Source organism: Bacteroides propionicifaciens DSM 19291 = JCM 14649 (genome assembly GCF_000375405.1).
Classification (GTDB): Bacteria; Bacteroidota; Bacteroidia; order Bacteroidales; family Bacteroidaceae; genus Bacteroides_E; species Bacteroides_E propionicifaciens.
Map to the genome: position 1 here is coordinate 17,447 of NZ_AQWS01000011.1, position 23,209 is coordinate 40,655.

At 39.3% G+C, this 23,209-nt stretch carries 15 protein-coding genes and 1 pseudogene; 1 reads left to right on the forward strand and 15 read right to left on the reverse strand.

The features are described from left to right. Nucleotides 1–19: 19 nt before the first annotated feature. The 6 genes from B091_RS0104605 to leuS form a co-directional block, all read right to left on the reverse strand. Nucleotides 20–988 (reverse strand): calcium/sodium antiporter, encoded by a 969-nt coding sequence (locus B091_RS0104605; protein ID WP_018108835.1) that lies wholly within the window; start codon nt 986–988, stop codon nt 20–22. 12 nt (nt 989–1,000) lie between these two features. Then, nucleotides 1,001–2,191 carry a THUMP-like domain-containing protein gene (locus B091_RS0104610; protein ID WP_018108836.1) on the reverse strand — a complete coding sequence of 397 codons (1,191 nt, stop codon included), beginning with the start codon at nt 2,189–2,191 and terminating at the stop codon, nt 1,001–1,003. Between the two features lie 2 nt (nt 2,192–2,193). Further along, entirely contained in the window at nt 2,194–2,868 is a 675-nt protein-coding gene (locus B091_RS0104615) for a M15 family metallopeptidase (RefSeq protein ID WP_018108837.1), read from the reverse strand. Continuing rightward, a complete protein-coding gene (locus B091_RS0104620) occupies nt 2,858–3,445 on the reverse strand; it encodes a non-canonical purine NTP diphosphatase (RefSeq protein ID WP_018108838.1) in 588 nt (195 codons plus the stop codon). Before B091_RS0104620 ends, B091_RS0104615 begins: the two co-directional genes overlap by 11 nt. Further along, on the reverse strand, nt 3,445–4,344 hold the full coding sequence (locus B091_RS0104625; RefSeq protein WP_018108839.1) for a YitT family protein: 900 nt from the start codon (nt 4,342–4,344) through the stop codon (nt 3,445–3,447). The genes B091_RS0104620 and B091_RS0104625 overlap by 1 nt, the downstream gene beginning before the upstream one ends. A 77-nt stretch (nt 4,345–4,421) precedes the next feature. Then, the gene (gene leuS, locus B091_RS0104630; protein WP_018108840.1) at nt 4,422–7,253 is read right to left on the reverse strand and encodes a leucine--tRNA ligase; all 2,832 of its coding nucleotides are present in this window, start codon (nt 7,251–7,253) and stop codon (nt 4,422–4,424) included. A 471-nt stretch (nt 7,254–7,724) separates the two neighbouring features. On the opposite strand from leuS, the gene mutS reads away from it, so the two are divergent. Then, nucleotides 7,725–10,319 carry a DNA mismatch repair protein MutS gene (gene mutS, locus B091_RS0104635; protein WP_026166315.1) on the forward strand — a complete coding sequence of 865 codons (2,595 nt, stop codon included), beginning with the start codon at nt 7,725–7,727 and terminating at the stop codon, nt 10,317–10,319. A gap of 357 nt (nt 10,320–10,676) precedes the next feature. On the opposite strand, the gene B091_RS11760 is transcribed toward mutS, so the two are convergent. From B091_RS11760 to B091_RS0104680, 9 genes and pseudogenes are all read right to left on the reverse strand, one after another. Beyond that, nucleotides 10,677–11,405, reverse strand: coding sequence for an NAD(P)/FAD-dependent oxidoreductase (locus B091_RS11760; protein ID WP_018108842.1), 729 nt, complete (start codon nt 11,403–11,405; stop codon nt 10,677–10,679). Further along, nucleotides 11,392–12,486 (reverse strand): annotated as a pseudogene (locus B091_RS11765) (UxaA family hydrolase); the annotation flags it as partial. The pseudogene B091_RS11765 and the gene B091_RS11760, both read right to left, overlap by 14 nt. Nucleotides 12,487–12,520: 34 nt before the next feature. Then, nucleotides 12,521–13,372 (reverse strand): prolipoprotein diacylglyceryl transferase, encoded by an 852-nt coding sequence (gene lgt, locus B091_RS0104650; protein ID WP_025069467.1) that lies wholly within the window; start codon nt 13,370–13,372, stop codon nt 12,521–12,523. Nucleotides 13,373–13,507: 135 nt separating this feature from the next. Next, nucleotides 13,508–14,608 carry a redox-regulated ATPase YchF gene (gene ychF, locus B091_RS0104655; protein ID WP_018108845.1) on the reverse strand — a complete coding sequence of 367 codons (1,101 nt, stop codon included), beginning with the start codon at nt 14,606–14,608 and terminating at the stop codon, nt 13,508–13,510. A gap of 90 nt (nt 14,609–14,698) precedes the next feature. Continuing rightward, nucleotides 14,699–15,427 (reverse strand): TIGR02757 family protein, encoded by a 729-nt coding sequence (locus B091_RS0104660; RefSeq protein WP_018108846.1) that lies wholly within the window; start codon nt 15,425–15,427, stop codon nt 14,699–14,701. Between the two features lie 65 nt (nt 15,428–15,492). Further along, nucleotides 15,493–16,527: an endonuclease/exonuclease/phosphatase family protein gene (locus B091_RS0104665; protein ID WP_025069466.1), complete on the reverse strand. Its 1,035-nt coding sequence runs from the start codon at nt 16,525–16,527 to the stop codon at nt 15,493–15,495. Nucleotides 16,528–16,546: 19 nt separating this feature from the next. Next, nucleotides 16,547–18,595 (reverse strand): DUF5689 domain-containing protein, encoded by a 2,049-nt coding sequence (locus B091_RS0104670; RefSeq protein ID WP_018108848.1) that lies wholly within the window; start codon nt 18,593–18,595, stop codon nt 16,547–16,549. Between the two features lie 26 nt (nt 18,596–18,621). Then, entirely contained in the window at nt 18,622–21,342 is a 2,721-nt protein-coding gene (locus tag B091_RS0104675) for a TonB-dependent receptor (protein WP_018108849.1), read from the reverse strand. A 111-nt stretch (nt 21,343–21,453) separates the two neighbouring features. Next, nucleotides 21,454–23,169, reverse strand: a complete 1,716-nt coding sequence (locus tag B091_RS0104680; protein ID WP_018108850.1) for a fimbrillin family protein — start codon at nt 23,167–23,169, stop codon at nt 21,454–21,456. Nucleotides 23,170–23,209: the final 40 nt, after the last annotated feature.

Consider the following 23,209-nt stretch of genomic DNA (forward strand, 5'->3'; position numbering starts at 1 on the left):
TAACAGAGAAACTCTGCACCTAGATATTGTAGATCAAGTAGGTTACATAGCCCACATACAGCAATATAAACACAATTCCCTCACTTCTCTTGATGATCCGTTTGCCAAAACATAGCGACACAACGAAGAGTAAAATAGTAGAAACAACCATGGTCCACAAATCGAAAGAAGTGATCCCTCCTATCTCCAGGGGCGTAATTGTCGCACTACAACCCAAAACAAAGAAGATATTAAACAAACTACTTCCCACCACGTTACCAATAGCTATTTCGGGGTTTTTCTTAAGCGAAGCAACAACTGAGGTTGCCAACTCGGGCAAAGATGTTCCACCTGCCACTAAAGTCAAACCTATAACAGATTCCGATACACCCAAAGCTCTTGCAATATCTGAAGATCCCTCAACAAAGATCTTACCACCGAAAACTAAAGCCGCTAAACCTATTACAATAAATAGACTTGATTTCAAGAAAGACATCACATGAATCTCCTCAGCTTGCGTCTCTAACGACTCACTACCACTCTTTTTGGCCACATAAAACGTATAGCTCAAGAATATAATAAAAAAACAGAGAAGAATCAAACCATCAGCCCTACTTAATGAATCGGACAAGGCTCCAGCCAACGCAATATCACTAGCCAGAATTACCAAAATAAATGAGGCTAAGATTGTCAAAGGTATCTCAACCTTAAGTGTTCCTTCTGAAATCGTTATAGGAGCAACAAGTGCCGTACACCCCACAATAAGTAAAATATTGAATATATTACTACCCACCACATTACCAATTGCCAAATCAGCACTCCCCTGAATAGCCGAAGAGACACTAACTGCCAACTCGGGGGCAGAAGTACCAAAGGCAACAATAGTCAAACCTATAACAATAGGTGGTATATTAAAACGTTTGGCTACCGAAGAAGCTCCATCAGTGAGCCAACTTGCACCAAAAAGGATTAGCAATAACCCTCCTACTAAAAATACTACATCTAACATATAACTGTATAATTATTTACATCTTGTTCCTTTAATCAAAAGTTTGCTCTCGTCACTAAGTGTCGTAGCATATATATAGTCTATCCCTCCCTCTTTTATCTTTAAACGTTTGATAAGCTCAGGTACAGACGAAGGAAAGTTACGAATAATCACATTGGCCTGAGAAACATCAGACTTCAATTGCTTTAAGGATCGCTTATCGAAGCCGTAGACCTTACTAACCTTAATTATTCGCCCTGGGAAATGAGCTATATATTCATCTGAAGAATATAAATGGCTATTGGGATGTAGTTTTGCAATATTAAAAGCCTGTGTTAATCGATTGAAAGCACCTGCCTTCAAAATCGAGCCGTTAGGCTCATAGAGATACGCACCTACCGACGAAGCGTAATTAATATCGACCACACCCTTATTGAAGTCAAATGTAAAAACTTCTTTTGAATTATTGGGAAGTAAATTAATGCAATGTACATCGAGCCTGTCAGATTGAACCGAAACATAGTCAGTTTTGAGCAGCACTTCTTTACATTCATTACGAACGCTGACAACGTAGACTGCAACAACGTCATCTAAGTCTCTTATAGCTTGTGTTAGGTCTAGCATAGGAGAGAGTTTGATTAACGCTCCTTTGGATTTCTGCCTAAACAACTTCTGAAGTTCAAGCAAATTTGGAGTACAGTCGGCTATTGAAACCGTTTTTTCGCCATGACTATCTCTTCGTGCAGGATCAATAAATATTAAATCAAGATTGTCTGCCCCACTTAAGTAGGTAACAGCATCCATAGCATGACAAGTCACGTTATCCATCCCGAGTGCTCTAAAGTTATGCTCGGCAATTTGCGATAAGTCTGAATCACGTTCGATGTGAACAGCTTTATTAAATCGTGTAGCCAAGAAGGCAGTATCAACACCAAAGCCACCTGTTAAGTCAACCATTGCATCACCTTGAACAAGCTCAGATTTTAGGCGTGCAGTCTCTTCAGATGAACACTGCTCAAGAGAGAGGTGGACAGGATAAATAATATCAGGGTTAGCGTGCCAAGTCGGAAGTTTTTTAGCAGATCGTTGCAAACCATCAATTTGTTGTATTGCTAGTTTAAGCTCATCGGGTGTAAGCTCTTTAGGCTTAGAAAACAGCAGCTGGTGAACATCTGCTGTGCGATGTGTCTCGACAAAAGATTTTATTTTATCATTTAATACCATAACTAGGGTACAACTTTATAGTTTTTACGGGCTTCAGCTCGATAAATTCGGTTAAAATGCCACCACTCCGACTTTAGAGGTTTAAACCCACCGTGAGTCATAACTTCACGCAATAATAACCTATTTTTTCGCTCTTGCTCAGTAATAATTCCTTTTACTACAAGTTCTTTTTCTTGATCGATATGTGCCTCATAGCCCAGGTGATCGACTTTGGTACCCATAGAGAGTGGCTTTCCACTACCACCTAAGATCGAGATATCGACCGCCATTCCATAGTTATGCAATCCTCCCCCATTGGCAGGGTTAGATACATACTTAGCCTTAGCAGTTCCTTTTACCTTATTCCACATGGTTTGCTGTACAGACATAGGGCGAGTTGCGTCATAAACGATAAACCTACACTTGGGACATCTGCGCTTTAACTCTTGATGGGCTTTTATAAGAGAGCTTGCAGCCAAAGGATGAAGATAAGCAGTATGCAAATCTTTATACATAACAACTCCTACAAAGTTATCTGCTTTAGCATACATCATATCTACAACAATGGAAGGGTCTTTTTTTCGAATATCTACAAAACCAAGCTCTTGTATCTTAACCTCAGTATCGCTTAGCTGTTGAGCAGCTAATGAAAAAGAGAATAATAAGCTCAGAAGAATACAGATTAAATTAGATTTCATGCGTACTTAAAAAATCAATTAGTTTTTGAGTAGCGCGAGCACGGTGGCTAATTTGGTTCTTAACCTCATTACCCAATTCGGCAAAAGCCTTATCGTTACCTTCAGGTACAAATATAGGATCATATCCAAACCCGTTGGTTCCACGCTTATCTTTAGCGACATGTCCTTTTACAATACCATCAAACTGATAGCGCTCACCATTTATGATTAGTGCTATCACTGTTCTAAACTGAGCAGAACGGTCGGACTTAACTTTAAGGTTAGCAAGTAGCTTATCCATATTATCATTAGAGTCTCTACCCTGCCCTGCATATCTTGCAGAATAAACACCTGGTGCACCATCAAGTGCAGTAACTTCTAAACCTGTATCATCGGAGAAACAGTTTAGATTATACTTTTCGAACACATAAGCTGCCTTTAAGAAGGCGTTGCCCTCCAAAGTATCTTCGGTTTCTTCTATATCTTCGGTACAGCCAATATCGTTAAGTCCCAGTACATCAAAAGCAGGAGATAGCATTTCTGCTACCTCCTTTAATTTATACTCGTTATGTGTTGCAAATACAATTTTCTTACTCATCACTTTACTTTAATTTTATCAAATCCTTGACCATAAACACCTATCACAGAGCTTTGTGATATAAAAGCATCTGGGTCAATCTCTTTTACGAGTCTAAAGATATAAATCGATTGTGTCTTTTTTGCCAAAACCATCAAGACATTTACCTCATTTTTACTATACCAACCCACCCCTTTGACCAGTGTAACCCCACGACCTGTCTTCTGGATTATCTGGTCTGCAATTTCAGCATGATGTTTTGAGAATATAAAAAACTGGACCGATTGCCTCGCACTATTAACTACCCAATCGAGCACACTAGTAATTATGAACAGGGTCACAAAACCCATTAGAACAACTTTCCAATCCCCCTCTATAAAGTAACTTGAAGAGACAATAGCAAAGTCGCAAAACAAGATTACACGACCCAGAGAGATATCACGGTACTTATTAACAACAGCCGCTACAATATCAGTACCTCCTGTACTACCGTTATTAATAAATACTAATCCAAGTCCTAGCCCACACATAGCAGCACCTACAACACAAGCCATAAAGACTTCATTAGGGCCTAAAATCTGCAAGACTGATCCATCTGCATTTTTAAATAGCTCTTGGGTAATAAAGGTACAGATATTCATCATTACAACTCCAAAGAGTGTTCGGACAGTAAACCGTTTACCTAAAATCTTGAAGGTTACCAGTAGCAATACAACATTGATTATAGTATAAGTAAACTGAATAGGAAAATCTGTAGCATAATAGACCAGAGTCGCTATACCTGCTGTTCCACCAAGTGGTAATTTGTAAGGAAGCAAGAAGAGAGCCCACCCAACCGAGTAGCATAAGATTCCCAACGATATCGACAAATAGTCACGCAACATGAGTGACCAACTTTGGTTGTTTTTGAGTTCTGTCATAGAGGTTTTGGTTTGTTACGTTATTTCAATTAAAAAATAAGGTAAGCCAAATAATATAGCTTACCTTAAAGATAGATTTAAAATACCAAGTTCACAATCTTACCGGGAACAACAATTACCTTTTTAGGCATCTTGCCTTCTAACCAACGCTCAGTTCGCTCGTCAGCCAGCACCAGTTCTTGTACCTCTTCACGGCTAAGATCTGCACTTATATCCATGCTGTATCTTGATTTACCATTGAAAGATATACTGTAAGTTTTAACAGCCTCTTTCAGGTATTCTTCATTGTATTTTGGCCAATCAGTCAAGCAGATTGAAGTAGTATTGCCTAGTATAGACCACAACTCTTCACATACGTGAGGAATAAATGGAGACAATATAATGGTTAATTCTTTTAGAATCTCTCTCTTGTGACATTTGAGTGTAGTGAGCTCATTTACACAAATCATCGCCGCACTCACAGAGGTATTGAAAGAGAAGCCTTCAATATCTTCAGTTGATTTCTTAATAAACTTATGGAGAGCTTTCAACTCTTCAGCAGTAGCTGGAGCATCAACTACCAAATCATTTCCTTGACGGTCGAAGAATAATCCCCAGAATCTGTTGATAAATCGGTAAACTCCATCGATACCATTTGTATCCCATGGCTTAGATTGCTCAAGTGGCCCCAAGAACATCTCGTACATACGAAGTGTATCAGCACCATAACGATCAACAATCTGGTCAGGGTTTACAACATTGAACATCGATTTACTCATCTTTTCGACAGCCCATCCACATTTATAGTTACCCTCAGCATTAAGAATAAACTCAGCAGTTTTGAACTCAGGTCTCCAAGCCTTGAAAGCTTCAAGATCAAGAATATCATTTTCCACAATATTGACATCTACATGTAGTGCTGATGTTTCGTATTTATCTTTTTCTTCTAAAGAGACAAACTTGTTGGTATCCTTGATACGGTATACAAAATTACTACGTCCTTGAATCATCCCTTGGTTAACCAATTTCTGGAATGGTTCAGCACAGCTAGCAACCTCAATATCGTAAAGAAACATGTTCCAAAAACGAGAATAGATAAGGTGACCTGTAGCGTGCTCAGTACCACCAACGTATAAATCAACATTTTTCCAATATTCACAAGCCTCAGGAGAAACAAGCGCTTTATCGTTATGTGGATCCATGTAGCGTAAGAAGTAAGCAGAAGAACCTGCAAACCCTGGCATAGTATTAAGCTCCAATGGGAAAACAGTTTTATTATCAATCTTACTGTTTTCAACCACAGCATGATTTTCTGTATCCCAAGCCCAAACCTTAGCTCTACCCAATGGTGGTTCACCTGTTTCTGTTGGTAAGAATTTTTCTACCTCTGGAAGTTCAATAGGAAGGTATTGCTCTTCGACCATACATGGCAACCCGTCTTTATAATACACAGGGAATGGTTCTCCCCAATAACGTTGACGTGAGAAGGTTGCATCTCTAAGACGATAATTCGTTTTGATATGACCTAGTTTAGTCTCGTGGATATAAGCCTTCGTTTTTGCTATCGCATCCATAATGGTTAAACCATTCAGGTTTAAATCCGAATCAATTCCAGCTATTGGAGAGTTAATCATAATACCCTCTTTGGCATCAAAACTCTCTTGAGATACATCACAACCTTCAACGAGCGGACGAATTTCAAGGTTGAAATGTTTTGCAAAAGCATAATCTCTACCATCGTGTGCAGGAACAGCCATAATAGCACCAGTACCATAGCCTGCCAAAACATAATCACCAACCCAAACAGGAATCTCTTCGTTGGTTAATGGATTGATAGCATAACTTCCAGTGAAAACACCCGTAACTTTTCTGTCGGACATACGTTCACGCTCGGTACGTTTCTTTGTTTTCTCAACATAAGCCTCAACCTCAGCTTTTTGCTCATCGGTAGTCAAAGCAGCTACATATTCACTCTCAGGTGCAAGAACCATAAAGGTTACACCAAAAACAGTATCTGCACGTGTGGTAAATATAGTAAGCGCTACATCGCTATCTTTGACATTGAACTGCATCTCAGCACCGTTAGATTTACCAATCCAATTGCGCTGTGTATCTTTTAGTGAGTCGGTCCAATCAATAGTTTCAAGCCCGTCTAGCAAACGTTGTGCATAAGCCGAAACTCGTAAACACCATTGACGCATCACTTTTTGGATTACAGGGAAACCACCTCTTTCTGAAAGACCATCAATAACTTCATCGTTAGCCAGCACTGTACCAAGCTCAGGGCACCAATTCACCATCATATCACCTAGATAGGCGATTCTGTAGTTCATCAAAACCTCTTGTTGCGCTTTTTGGTCCATCGCTTTCCACTCTTGAGCAGTGAATTCAAGTTCGTCTGACCCAGAAGCCGTCAAATCTTGTGTTCCTTTTTGCTCAAAATGATTTACGAGCTTAGTTATAGGTTCAGCTTTTTGACTAGCCGAATCAAAATAACTCTCAAACATTTGTACAAATGCCCATTGAGTCCAATGGTAATATTCTGGCTCACTGGTTCTAATCTCTCTGCTCCAATCAAAAGAGAACCCGATTTTGTCGAGCTGCTCACGATATCTCTTAATGTTTTGATCAGTAGTAATCGCTGGGTGTTGGCCCGTTTGGATGGCATACTGCTCAGCAGGTAATCCGTAAGCATCATACCCCATAGGGTTTAACACGTTGAAACCGCTCAATCTTTTATAGCGAGCATAAATATCAGATGCAATGTAGCCCAAAGGGTGCCCCACATGTAGACCAGCACCTGAAGGATATGGGAACATGTTTAGAATATAGAATTTTTCTTTTGAGGGATCTTCTTCTATTCTATAGGTATCCATTTCAACCCATTTATTCTGCCATTTCTTCTCTATATCCCTAAAGTTATACTCCATAATTGATAATAATTTTATAGTGATTCTACGTTATAATCTATAATACTTCTATTTTGAAGAGCAAAGATAATGAATCTATAAGTAACCATCACTTTAGAGCAACATAAAATGAGGGAGTTAATTCTAAGCTCCCTTTAAAATTTAGAGTCAGTAGCTACCACAATTATAACCACCCTTTGATTTATCTGCAACGAGTAACTCGTTTACTATTTCCACCTTAGTCGTTTTAAACCTAGCCACTAAGGTGTAAACAGAGACCAATTAGCCCCTCCAATATCCTACCCACTGATTAACTATTAAAATATTTATTGCTTACCTTTGTAAGAGAGTTATAAAGAGCATTAACTCGTATTCTGAAAATTCATTAAGTACCCTGAACTAATGAAGTAAATTGCCGTTCGTAGTATAAAGCAATCATAAACTTTTAAACCCAAAACCACCTTGAAGACTCAAAAAATAGCCCAAACTCCTATGATGAAGCAGTTCTTTGATTTGAAAAAGAAACATCCCAACGCTGTTATGTTATTTCGATGTGGGGATTTCTATGAAACTTTTTCAACCGATGCTATTCTTGCATCAGAGATACTTGGCATCACACTCACCAGAAGAGCGAACGGAAAGAGTACCTATGTAGAAATGGCTGGTTTTCCGCACCATGCATTAGATACTTATTTACCCAAATTAGTTCGTGCAGGTAAGCGTGTAGCAATCTGCGACCAACTCGAAGATCCTAAGACAGCCAAAGGCATTGTCAAGCGTGGAGTAACCGAGTTAGTAACTCCTGGAGTCTCTATCAACGAACATATTCTCAACAACAAAGAAAATAATTTCCTTGCAGCTATCTATTTTAACAAATCTGTTCTAGGTATCTCTTTCTTAGATATCTCAACAGGTGAGTTTTTGACTGCTGAGGGGAATGCCGACTATATTGACAAACTACTTACCAACTTCTCACCCAAGGAGGTTTTATTCGAAAGAGGCAAGAAGGCCCTGTTCGAAGAGCGATTTGGTAGTAAATTCTTTACTTACGAACTTGATGACTGGGTTTTTACTGAGCAAAATGCAACTGAGAAACTTCTTAAGCATTTCCAAATAGCCAATTTCAAGGGCTTCGGGGTAGATCACCTACCCAATGGTCTGATTGCATCGGGAGGTATTCTTCAATACCTTGATATTACTCAGCACCACAATATTAACCACATAACCACCCTATCTAGAATAGAAGAGGATAAGTTTGTAAGGCTAGATAAATTTACCATCCGTAGCTTGGAACTGCTCAGCAGTATGAACGACGGTGGAAGCAGCCTACTTCAGGTATTAGATAAAACCACCACACCGATGGGTGGACGACTCTTAAAACGTTGGGTGGTATTCCCACTAAAAGAGGTTGAATCGATCAATAATCGACTTGATGTAGTGGAGTACTTCTTTAAACACCCCGAGTTTAGAGAGCTTATTACAACTCAGTTACACCTTATTGGTGACTTGGAGAGAATAGTCTCTAAAATAGCTGTCGGACGAGTATCACCAAGAGAAGTTGTTCAGCTTAAAGTAGCGCTTCAGGCTATTGAACCCATAAAGAAAGCCTGTCTCAAGGCCGAGGATAAGAGCCTAAATCGCATGGGGAATCAACTTAACCTTTGTGAGAAGATTCGTGATAGAATAGATATTGAAATTGAAAATGACCCGCCTTTACTTATTAATAAAGGACATATCATCTGTTCGGGAATAGACAAAGAATTGGACGACTTACGTAAAATTGCATATTCGGGAAAAGATTACTTACTTCAAATTCAAAAAAGAGAGATTGAAGCAACGGGCATTCCGAGTTTGAAAATTGCTTATAATAATGTCTTTGGATATTATATTGAAGTTCGAAATACGCATAAAGATAAGGTTCCTGCTAACTGGATAAGAAAACAGACCCTCGTGAGTGCTGAACGGTACATTACTGAGGAGCTTAAAGTTTACGAAGAGAAGATTTTGGGAGCCGAAGAGAAGATCATAGCCCTAGAAACGAGAATATTTGAGGCCCTAGTTATTGATTTAGCTGAATATATTTCGGCCATACAGGTTAACGCCAACCAAATCGCAGCCCTAGACTGCTTGTTATCGTTTGCCACCATAGCACAAGCCAATAAATACCTCAGACCCATAATCAAAGACAACGACGTGCTATCCATCGAGGAAGGGCGACACCCTGTTATTGAGAAAGAACTACCCCTAGGAGAACAATACATCTCTAACTCGGTATATCTCGACAATAAGACACAGCAAATCATGATTATTACGGGACCAAATATGTCGGGTAAGTCGGCTCTACTCCGCCAAACTGCACTAATCACTCTCATGGGGCAGATTGGTTCGTTTGTGCCTGCAGCAAAAGCTGAAATAGGTGTAGTCGATAAGATTTTTACGCGTGTTGGTGCCAGCGATAATATTTCGATGGGCGAATCTACCTTCATGGTTGAGATGAACGAGGCTGCAAACATCCTTAATAACCTGTCTGATCGGAGTCTTGTACTCTTTGATGAGCTAGGTCGAGGAACTTCAACTTACGATGGGATATCAATTGCTTGGGCTATTGTGGAGTATATCCATAATCAACCTAAGAATAGAGCAAAGACTCTTTTTGCCACCCATTATCACGAACTCAACGAAATGGAAAACTCGTTTGATAGAATCAAGAACTATAATGTTGCAGTTAAAGAGATTGACAATCGGGTGATATTTTTGCGAAAGCTCAAGCGTGGAGGAAGCGAACACTCATTTGGTATTCATGTGGCTAAGATGGCAGGCATGCCTAGCAGCATTGTGAAACGTTCAGACGAAATTCTTGCGCAACTCGAATCGGTCAACCGAAGCGGAAGCATGGCAGCAGAGCCAGTAAAGACCATAATTCCTACGAAAGTTGAAGAGGGCGTACAACTCAGTTTCTTCCAACTAGACGATCCTGTCCTTTCTCAGGTACGTGACGAAATCATCAATCTGAGTGTTGATCACCTCACACCTCTGGAGGCACTCAATAAACTCAATGATATTAAGAAGATAATTAAAGGAGACTAATTCGAATATCACAGTCCATTAAAAATGAGTGAGGGCTATACCACCTTAAATTGGTATAGCCCCCTAGGACAAACTCTAGAAACAAACTCGAATTTTATCTTTGATGTTTTAAAGATCTACTCTAAAACTATTCTTTCAACACTAAGATGGATTATAATCTAAGATTATTAGAGCCTAAGAGAAAAAAGTTTTAACACTAATACTACAATTATGTGACTACAATAATAAACTTACTGTCACAAATATAGCATTATTCAAACGATCAAATCAACTGAAACAGGATAGGAGACGATAATTGACACCTAAACAGGATGGAACCACTCAATTAAGTTTCATTAGCATGACAATTAAAAAATATTATAAATCATCACCTTGGTGATGTACCTGTTCGTACTCTTCTTGTTTAGCAACCACGTAGTTTTTTCTTGGATAAAGAATGAATCTTGTTGAGCGATCGTAAGTGAAATAATTCCATACCCATTGTAAAAGGACAAAAAACTTATTTCTTACTCCTAGAATAGATTTTAAATGCACAACTAGCCACATAGACCAAGCCAGTTTACCTCCAAGCTTTACTTTCCCTAAGTCGGCAACTGCTTTATTCCTACCCACAGTAGCCATTGAACCGTAATTTTTATAACTGAATGGAAGCAGATCTTGATGATTATCTAACCGAATTAAATTTTTGGCCACCATACGCGCCTGCTGAATTGCAACTTGAGCAAGTTGTGGATGCCCATTTGGATAGGCTGGATCGTCAAGACTCAAAGCCAAATCACCAATACAGAACACATCCTGCAAACCTTCAAGCTGATTAAACGTATTAACCAAAATCCGGTTCCCCCTACCAATCCTATTACCATCAATATTTTTAATTGAGATACCTGTTACCCCACTAACCCAAATTAGAGAACGCGTAGCAACTTGCTCACCCGAATCTAAATAAGCAATATCGCCATCATAATCTTTTAGCCTTGTGTTGAGTCTTATGTTGACTCCCATCTTTGTAAGATATTTTTTGGCATTGGCTGAAGCCTCATCAGACATACTCGCCAAAAGATGACCAGAGCCTTCAATTTTTCTCATTATTAACTAGTTTGCCTGAAGCAACCTCTGCAATATAGTGTAGAAAGGATAGGCTCACATCATCCATCTTTTCACCCTCTAACAAGACGCCTGCATTAAAATCAATCCAACCAGGCTTAAAATTAGAAAGCTTAGAGTTGGTAGAGACTTTAAGAGTAGGAACAAAAGTTCCAAATGGAGTTCCACGACCTGTAGTAAACAGAACTAAATGGCAACCAGATGCAGCTAAAGCTGTACTTGCTACTAAGTCATTGCCAGGTGCACTCAACAGATTTAATCCCTTAGTAGATAATCTATCACCATAAAGCAGTACATCACGTACGGGAGAAGTTCCCGCTTTTTGAGTACAACCAAGTGATTTTTCTTCTAGTGTTGAAATACCTCCTTGCTTATTACCTGGTGAAGGGTTCTCATATATAGGTTGTTTATTCTCTATAAAGTAGGCTTTAAAATCGTTGATCAAGTGAACAGTCTTATCAAAGACCTCTTTACTTTCACAACGCTCCATAAGAATGGTTTCAGCTCCAAACATCTCAGGCACCTCAGTTAAAACAGTTGTTCCACCTTGTGATACCAGTAAGTCTGAAAAGGCCCCAAGCAAAGGATTTGCCGTAATGCCAGAGAAACCATCCGAACCTCCACACTTCAAACCAACCTTCAACTCACTCAGTGGAACATCCACACGTTCGTCTTTAGAGGCCAAGGCATAAAGTTCTCGAAGTAATTTCATTCCCTCTTCATACTCATCAGAAACACGTTGAGTAGTCAAAAACTTCACTCTATCAGAATCAAATTCGCCCAAGAAATCCTTGAAAGCTCCTATCTGATTGTTTTCACAGCCCAGTCCTACTACCAAGACAGCACCAGCATTTGGATGTAAAACCATATCACGAAGTATCTTACGTGTGTTTTCGTGATCTTCGCCAAGTTGAGAACAACCATAGTTGTGAGGGTATGCAAGAATAGCATCTACACCCACCCCTTTAGTTTCTTCTTGTAATCCTTTAGCCAATTCAGCAATTGTACCGTTAACACAACCTACGGTAGGTAAAATCCACACTTCATTACGAATGCCGACCATTGACTCTTCTTTTTAATGAACTTATGATAAGGTTCTATTTTTGAACTCTTTTGGGCTGCATTTGATCAAGCTTTTTGCCGTAAAAAATGCTAATTAACCCGATAATGATAAATGGGATACTTAACCATTGTCCCATATTAAGAGCCATTCCTGCTTCAAAATCAACCTGATCTTCTTTAATAAACTCGATAAAGAATCGGAAAGTAAAGATATAAACCAGACAGAAACCAAAGTAGAAACCTCGGTGTAGTTTTGAATCGTATTTCTTATAGAGATACAGCATGATAAAGAACAGAAGTAGATAGGCTAGAGCCTCATAAAGCTGTCCTGGGTGGCGAGGCAGATTATCTACGCTCGAAAACACAAACGCCCAAGGCACATCGGTAGGCATACCAATAATTTCGGAATTCATCAGGTTAGCCAAACGAATCCAGCAAGCTGTAATCGGAGTTGCCACGGCAATCATATCAAGCACATCCATGTAGTTCATCTTTGTTTTGCGGCAATACATCCACAAAGCAACGATTAGCCCTAGGGTTCCACCATGACTCGCTAAACCTGCATAACCGACAAATTTCCACCCACCACCGTCGAGGAATTTAATAGGCAGAAATATTTCTAATGGATTAGCCAAATAGTATTCAGGGTCATAGAATAGACAATGCCCCAATCGAGCACCAAGCAAAATTCCAATAAAACAGTAAATGAACAGAGGTTCAAAGATCTTCTCAGATATCTTTTTATCACGATATTGATAGCGAACTACATAATAGCCCAAGGCTATACCAATAGCCCAAAACAGACCGTAATATTTAATAGGAATACTTCCTAAATGAAACAGAACTGGACTTGGATCCCATTCTATAAAGAGAGGTAATGAATTCAGCATATCGTGTTCAATTATAATTTATTGATTAATATTTATTCAAAGTAAATAATTCTATCCCAATGTACATAAAAAAAGATAGAGGATTATGTAAAACACATCCTCTATCTTCAAAATATCTTTGAGTACTAAGCCTTATACGTTAAAACGGAAGTGCATAATGTCACCATCTTGGACAATATACTCTTTACCTTCAACGCCTAGCTTACCAGCTTCACGAACAGCAGCTTCTGAACCGTATTTGATGAAGTCTTCATATTTGATTACTTCGGCACGGATAAAGCCTTTTTCGAAATCAGTATGGATTACTGCAGCACATTGAGGAGCTTTCCATCCTTTTTCAAAAGTCCAAGCTCTTACTTCAACTACACCTGCTGTGAAATAAGTTTGCAAGTTAAGCAATTGGTATGCAGCACGAATCAAACGACTCACACCCGACTCTTCAAGACCTGCATCGGCTAGGAACATTTGACGCTCTTCGTACGATTCTAGTTCAGCAATTTCTGATTCAGTTTTAGCAGCAACTACCAAAATCTCAGCCTTCTCCGCTTTTACAGCTTGGCGAACAGCCTCAACATGAGCGTTACCCGAAACAGCACTATCTTCATCAACATTACAAACATACATCACGGGTTTGTTAGTCAATAAAAAGAGCTCTTTAGAAGCATCAATTTCGTCTTGAGATTCAAACTCAACCGAACGAGCCGATTTACCCTCTTCAAGAGCTGCCTTGTATTTCAGAAGCACATTGTGTTGCACCTTAGCTGCTGCATCACCAGTTTGAGCTTGTCTGTAAATCTTTTGGATACGTTGATCAACAGTCTCCAAGTCTTTAAGTTGAAGCTCCGAGTCGATGATCTCTTTATCACGAACAGGATCCACAGTACCGTCAACATGGGTTACGTTCTCGTCTTCAAAACAACGAAGCACATGAATAATTGCATCAGTTTCACGGATATTGGCCAAGAACTTATTTCCTAAACCCTCACCTTTACTTGCACCTTTAACTAGGCCCGCAATATCAACAATTTCAACAGTTGTTGGTACTATCTTTTGTGGTTTAACAAATTCGGATAATTTATTTAAGCGTTCATCAGGAACAGTAATCACACCCACATTCGGTTCTATAGTACAGAAGGGGAAGTTAGCTGCCTGAGCTTTTGCATTCGATAAACAGTTGAAGAGTGTCGATTTACCTACATTAGGAAGTCCGACAATACCACATTGTAAAGCCATTATATTATTGTATTATTTATTTTTAATTACTCGATTCTCAATGAATTACTTTTTCTCAAAAGTTGTGCAAAGATAGTTATCTTTTAAGAACTAACGGTCCTCCCCCCAACCAAATAATGCAAAATCATAGCTGATTGGGTCGCTAGGATCAAACTCTTTTAGGCTAGTAGTGAGCATTTCAACAGCTTTTCGGTCATTTGCTTTACGGTCAAGAAGCCCGAGTTCTCGAGATACCCGAGCCACATGTGTATCTAGGGGAATGAATAATTTGCTCGGAGAGATTGTTTTCCATAGCCCTAAATCGACTATTCCATCGTCTCGAACTAGCCAGCGAAGCGCCATATGCAAACGTTTACAAGCTGAGTTTTTAAGTGGGTTGGAGATATGTTTAGTTGATATCTCATCATTTGCTTTGGCTATTAGCGTGCGGAAATTAGTTATCCCTTCCCAAAGCGAATCGGCCTGACCAAAAATAGGCTCTAAACTCCTACTTTGTTGGTATGCAGCCTGAAGCCCCTTGCAATAATAGTACAAATCGTGCTCAAAGAAGGTGCGGTGTAGATTGGCTGTACCCAACGACTCGTAACCTCCACCCATTATATAATCGTAAGGAGATGCTCCCATCTTGTCCAAAATCTTTCGGGCGGAGTTTAGAATCATTGGCCTTTTTCCCCACGAAATTGTAGCCACAATAAAGCTAACTACCTCAATATCTTGCAAGCGCTGGTATTGATGCGAAAACTGAATGGGGTCATTGGCGATAAATTCGGGTCTATTGTATTGAGCTCTTAGCTCATCTAATCTTTCTTTAATATCCATATATAAATAATAAGGCACTTCCTAAATATATAGAAAGTGCCTCATATCATCTCGTTTATCAACTACTATTTAAGCTCTTTAAGCAAATAGATTAGGGTTGGGAAGTGATCACTATACCCGTTGATAAAATTATTACCATCGAAAGTACGGAAAGGATATCCCTTACGTTTACCTTCTCTATTGGTTAAAAACTCTTTGTTAAACACCTCAGCTTTCCAAAACTTCAATGTATATGGAGCAGCCGAAAGAAGACTCTCGGAAATTATAATCTGATCGAATAAGTTCCACTTCCCTTGATAGGCAAGAGAACCAATTCCTTGATCGTATAATCTCCACATCGGGTTATACAACCCTTGAGGTTTAACATCCGTAGGAAATTTCTTAGCGTTAAGCACCACACGTGTACTCTTGTTATTAGGGTCGTCGTTAAGGTCACCCATAATAACAATCTTAGCATCGGGGTTAATGTTTTGCAAAGAGTCAACCAAAGATTTTGTTATTGCTGCTGCATGCTCACGAAGTTCGGAAGATTTACTTCCGTAGCGCGAAGGCCAGTGATTAACAATAACGTGCATAGGTTCTCCAGCCAACAAACCACTCACAACCAATTGGTCACGTGTTTTGAAATTAGGATTGTCTGGAAGTACATAGGGTTTTGCCACACTATTGGTTACTCTAAACAGTTTAGGGTTATAGAGCAAAGCAACATCGATACCACGCCAGTCGGGAGATTCGTAATGCACAATCTCATACCCCACATCAGCGATACGTTTATTCTTTACTAAATCTTCCAATACACGGCGATTCTCAACCTCTGCTACCCCCAAGATGGCTGGACCTGCGGGTGTGTAATCAGCACCAATTCGGCTAATTACTTTGGCAATATTGTCCAGTTTCTTTTCATACTTATCTTGTGTCCACTTATTGGCACCACTAGGTAAGTATTCGTCGTCACCAGGGTTATCCACATCATCTTCGGTATCGAAAAGGTTTTCAACATTATAAAAAGACACGCAGTAAGTCGCATACGACTTCTGGGCCTTCAACGAAGTCAACCCAAACGAAAGACAAAGAGTCAGTAGTAAATATTTAATTTTCATACTATTATCTCTTTAGTTCTTATTTAACACTTACTTCTAGGTTGTCCAAACGCAGACCGAACTTATTGTTTGCACCTTTAGCAACAAACTTGAGTTCTGCTCCGTCAACACCTTGAATTCCTTTGATAGATAGGGTATAAAACTTATTTAAGTCGGCTTTACCTTTCACCTCTTTGGATTCAGTGGTTAATTGCTTACCGTTATACCAAACCTCTACACTATTAAGATTGGTTGCATCAGTTTCGTTATAAACATTGGCAGCAACAGCATAGCTCAAGCTAAGTTCTTTACCACCTACACCTACAAGGCCAGCAACTACAAATTCAGAATCAGCATTTGCTTTAAGCCAAACGTGATTGTCCAAATCTTTAGTGTTTCTGATATCAGAAACATTAGTTGGGTCCGAGTAAACAACAGCTTTGTCGTCATAGCCAGTAAAGGCTGCGATTTTTGGCCAAGCTGCATCACCTTTTTCAAATTTGGCTCCGAAACTCTCTTTCAAGACTACTCCATCTACAGGATCAGTCGGATCTGTAGGTTCTGTAGGGTCTGTAGGTACTTCACCATTAAAAGGAGTTACATCACTTGTACTGCGAATAGTCATTTGCCACTCACCTTTATGTGTCTCTACAAGACCAACAATAGTCAAATTGCCTGAAGGCATAATTTGGTCAGCAAATTTAGAGAAACCACTATTACGCATTGTCAAAGTCTTTCCACTAGCATCCTTGATTGTTCTATTGGTATTGACCTTAGGATTAGCATAAGGCTGACCAGCCTCAACAATAGTTACACCACTAAGCTGGACAAGGGTGTTCAAGTTGCTACTGTTCAATGTTTCAATGGTTACAACTTTAGGTGTAACCTTATTGCCCACTGAAACTGTTGTAATGCGACTTTCAAAGTCGGCTAGGCTAATACGGTTAGCTTGTGCAGTTGACGAACCAATCTGAAGTAGACCTTCATAGAAAATTGCATCAAGACCTTTGGCATTAAAGACAACCTTTGTCCCTAAAGCTAGAGTTTTAGAAACGAAGCTATCATCTACACCCACAGTAATACCACCCGTTTCATCTTCGATATAAACTTTCTTAAATACGTTACTGTCAGTATCGTCACTCACCACAATACCTCCGATTTTAACATCGTCTTCAATCTTCATTGCAGCTGATGCAGCACCTGCATACTTAGCTGCAAATTCAGCAATAGTCATGTTAGGTTTAGCATTGGGGTCTTCAGGATCAGTTGGCTCAGTTGGGTCGGTCTCACCTGGTGCTTTACCATCAAAAGTCAAGACATCGTCAAGTGAGCGAATCATCAACTGCCAATCACTTCTATGTTTACTCAAAATACCTACAACACTACCTGTACCAAAAGGTAAGATCTCTTTGTAGAAGTTCGAGTAACCACTAGTTCTTAGAATGATGGTATTTCCTTTAGCATCTTTAATATTTCTATTAACAGTCTTTTGATCTTCAGCATAAGGAAGCTTGCCTCCATCAGTGAAGTAAATACCCTCTAGCTCCACTAGCGTATTAACATCTTTATCACTTAGTTTGCTAAAGTCAGTAACAACTGTAGGTTTGATAGCTTCAACATTTGGCCAATTGTTTTTAACCACGTGCTTAGTGAAGATATTCCATGGAATACGATTGGCTTGTGTATCACCATAACCGATTTGTAACTGCTCTCCATAAGAGACCATATACAAACCATGTAGATTAATATACACCTCTTGTCCTAGAGCGTAATCTGTTGATATGTTGTTTTGATCAGCACCTAGGTTAATACCCCCTGTGTGATCTTCGATATAAACCTGTTTGAAGATATTACCCGAAGCATCACTGCTGATCACTCTTGCTTTAAGAATATATTCGAATTCAATAAGCTGGGGTGTGCCTTCGGCAACATTCTTATAGTTCTCTTTAAGTTCTTTTATGGTAATGTTTTCCTCTGGACCTGTATAAACAGGCTTGTTCAGAGGTGGCATGTCATAATCTTTAGAACAGCCAACGGCTGCAACTACCAATACGAGAAGCAGACCAAGTATTTTATGTATTGTTTTCATATCTAATTTGCTTTATGATCGTTTAATTAAAATTTATAGCTAACATTTAAGAAACAGTTGATTCCTTGCATATAGAAATAACGAGATTGGAACTTATTGGGTTTTTCTAAATCCAAACGTCCTTGCTCGTAACCACCAGTCTTTACGTTCTCTCTATTTAGTAAGTTATTTACAGATAGATTAAAGTTGATGGAGTTTCTATTTTTAAGGTAAAGTATCTTTCCAAGAGAGAAATCTAAAGTAAATGCACTTCCATAACGCTCTTGATGTGTTAGGTCACGATATGCTTCGTACTCGGGAGTACCTGGGTTCACATTTACATAATTGGAAGCCAGACGGCGCATAGGTGAAATATCAATATAGTTTCTTCCCATACCGTTTAAGTTCATACTCACGAACCAGAAGTCGTAGAAATAGTTAACACCGATAGTTCCTGCAATCTGCGGAGTTCCTCCTACATAAGCATTCTTTAAATAAACTTTTTCCTGAATTCCCATCTCTTTACCATTCTCATAGCTGATAGTTCCTTCAGGGTTGTTATTGTAATAATATTGAGCTACAGTACCTGCAAAGTCAAAGTTCCAGTTATCGTTTAATTTATAATTGAAACCCAACTCTACTCCTCGGTGTACTTTATCAACTCCTGTAAGCAGGTGGTTAACAAAAGTACGCTCAGAGTCGTGATAGTAACTTGATCTCATCATTTGATCAAAGAAGCTCGTTTGGAACAGTGACACTCGTCCATGAATAGAAGGCATAGAGAATACATAGCTTAAGTCAGCTGTAAAAATCCCTGCACTCTTCATATCGTCCGAAGTAAAATCGGATATTCTAGGTGAGATGTAAGCCTTTTCAACCATTGGAGCTTCTGTCATATAACCAATATTGGCAGTAATAAAGTGACGACCATTGATTTTGTAGGTCAATCCTGCTTTCATACCGTAGTCAACAAATGAATGGTTATCACCACGACCATAAGAGTTGTCTGGATATCTACCGTTCATCATATAACCCTTACGATGGAAGTCTGTATACGAAAGTTTAGCTCCATAGTAGAAGTCAACATTTCGGTATTTATAGACATTTTGGAACCAAACATTAGCATTGTTCACATTAAACTTAAAGTCGTAGCCAAAAGTATCACCACCATAAGCTCTACGATTAGGCTTTAACAAGTCATTCTGAACTGCATTCGGGTCACCCTGGAAATCACGCTCTGCAAACTTGTCAATATCAAGTACGTATTGAGAACCCAAAAGGTCTTTTACGGTCTTGTACTGATACGATTGAGAGTTGCGAAGTCCGATACCTCCAATAAACTTCATATTTTCGTTTATATCAGCATCAAAAGTTGAGTTTAGCGAAATCTCAAACAAGTCTTTGTGACGTTCTTCAAGCATATAAAGGGCAGCATCATTGCCTTGTCGAGCTGCCATTTGGTTAGCCTCATACATCTTATCCCAGTTCACCTGAGTTACATTGGGATCGCCCGTACTCCAAAGATATTTGTAGTAGTCTTGAACCTCTTCATTTTCAAAATAAGAAGGCAAGTATCTGTAGTAATCAGGACGTGGGTCTGGAGCGTTATACCAGTTTAGCGCTGTACCACCATACATATTATAGTGTGCACCAACCCCTGTGGTTAATCTCATGTTTTCATCGATTTTCCACACGTGAGAAATTACAGCTGTTGGGTCAAACGAACGTACTACTTTCGAGTTACGACGTTTACCGTTTTGATATCCCCAGTTTGGGTTGTATAGGTTATTATCTCTTAGATCGTAAACCTCTTGGTAAGAACCTCCTTGTTGTCCACGACGAACAGGAGAACCAAATGTTATGAACGAGATGCTATGTCTACCCTCATCCCATTGTTTTTCAGCGCCAATAGCATAAGAGAAGTTATCATAAAACACACCATCAATATAACCACGGTCAGCATAACGACCACCCACAGAGATGTTAAATGCCCAACCATCGTCTCTTAAGCCTGTAGCATAAGAAGCCATACCACGTACGTAATAATTACGATTCGTGTATGAGGCTGATATTTTTCCACCCTGAGCATAGTTACCCGAACGCATGTTGATGTTTTCGGCTCTTCCAATACCTCCGAATGAGAAACGAGAAGGCGCTAGATAATCGGCAGCATCACCATTACGAGTAACATCGTTGAGCGCTCCAATAGCAGAGTAGTTGAATACTCCTCTGATCTGATCATTAAAAGCTACACCGTTAATGAATTTCTGTTCGTAGTTGTTGTCATAACCACGGACTTTAAAACGCATTGGAGACAATTGGTAAGCAATATTATTAAGATACATATCGTTAGATAGAATAACCATTGGGCTGACATCTTGCGAAAGACCGCCATCATCATCACCTATCATATCTTCATCTAGAAGACCTACCAAGTTCTTATCCATACTGAGCTGTTTTACAGCTACTTTTATACCCCCCAAATCATTTGATTGAGTTGGACTGTACTTCACTGGCACCTCCTTGGCCATAATCCTCGCAGAGGATATAATTAACACATCTGAATCACCTGTTAGGTTAGTGAATATAAATTCACCCTTCTCATTGGTTTCAGTAGTGTAATTATGACCTCGCAAAATCACAGCAATTCCCTGCAGTGGCTCTCTAGTTGCATCATCAATAATCCGTCCTTTTAATCCACCATTGGTTTGAGCCAATACTGGTAGAGATAAAAGGAGCATTATAAATGCCATTAGTTTTTGTTTCATACTCTTTGCGATTTTATTTCAATAAACTGTTTAAAACTCATATTATCTTAATCATTAAGACAACTTGAGACAGCATAATAACGTGCTGTCTCAAGACTTTATGTATTATGTTTAGCGGTAACCCTTTACTACTAGATTACCCAATCGTATTCCACCATCAGTGGGTAGTGCTCCAACATGGAAACTTATATTTATCTCCTGAGTAGATGGATCAATATCCCCCAACTCTAAAGTATAATCCGTATACTCTGATCCACCTTTAAGCAATTCTTCAGGTAAAGCGACAAGCTCTCCATCACCAAGTTGAACTTTAAATTCAGATGCAAAGGTTCTATCTGCTGTTTGCCCAACCAACTGAAGTGATAATGTTAGGTTGGTATAACCTGCTACATTTAAGTTTTCTAAAGTAAGAACTTTTGTCTCTGCTGTAGGAAACCAAACAGAACCTTCACTAGATTTTCGAACATCCACCTTAGAAGAAGATGGTTTATAAACAAAATTCGGATGTCCCTCTAGATAGTCACCATCTCTCAACATATTCATATAAGCCGTAAAACTTGTGTTTTTAGTAACTAAATCAAACCCATCTTCAAATATAACGCTAGCTTCAGTCGGTGTATCTTTCTTACCCTCTTGAGTTACTGTAATTACCACATCGGCAACACCATCAGCCGAGAGCACAACATTCATTGTTCTTGCGTCGGGTGTTTCGTTAGGTTCTACAGTTACTTTTACCTTGCTATCTTCTTTGACAGTTGTAATCCAATCCGCACCCTCGCTCACAGCAACAATCCAGTCTAAACCTTCAGATGCTGATACATCAAAAGTTTTGGAACCGCCATCTGCATTAACTGCAAACTCACGCTCGGTAACCGTAAGACTCTTATCGTCTTCTGAAGGATCTACTTGACCAGGATCGGTATCTTCATGGCCTACCTCCCAATCTTGAATTGAAGCATCGGGGTTAACAAGAATAACCTTGCCCTCTTCAATCTCACGTAGTGCTGCCTTGAAAGTATATTGTTTCCCCGATTGTAAATCTAAAGCAGTCGTAGCTTTCCATACAAAGGTTTTGCCATCGAGCACCATAGGGACTTCAATCGTATTTGTAGATTGACCAGGAACAAGATAAGCAGTAACTAAAGCTGAATTTCCCTCACTACCTACATTGAATATAGGAGTGATTGATTCGGTTTGAGCTGCTTCAGCAAATGCAAGAGCTCCTGTGCTTAAGTTGAATTCCCCTTTTGCTATTGTACCTTCTACAGTCTTAGCCGTAAGACCAGCCAAAGAAGTTACCAAGTTGCCTTCAGTAGCATCAATCGACAGAACAAGCTCAAACTTAGAGAGCTGATGCGTAAACGTCAAGTCGGGGTTTCCATTATCTTTTATGCCTTTTATATTATTGGCATAGAGCAAGTCAACCAACGGAGTTGTAGTTGTTACATCGATAGGATATACAAAGTCGACTACTCCTTCTTTAAAAGGATAGTAAGCTTTAATATCCACTGCCGTAGCTCCATCTAGGCTTATCCCAGGATTTGAAGCATCAGGTGTAAACTGACCCTTAGCACCTGCATTGGAAGAGTTGTATTTCACATTAGAAAATCCTCCAAATAAGGTTTGGTCTGCCGAATTAAGGGCATAAACTCCAATAGCATCACCCAACTCCCAGTTATTATCGATAACTCGGCTTGAGGGTTTAATGATATTTGATTTAAAATTCAATACATTATTGTCTTTAGGATTATCAAATCCCTCATGGTTTGAACAAGCTGCCAGCAGAAATACGCCTGCTGCATAAATTAAGGTTCTTAGCTTTTTCATTTTCTCATATTTTAGGTTAGAACTCTCTGTTAGGGTTAAA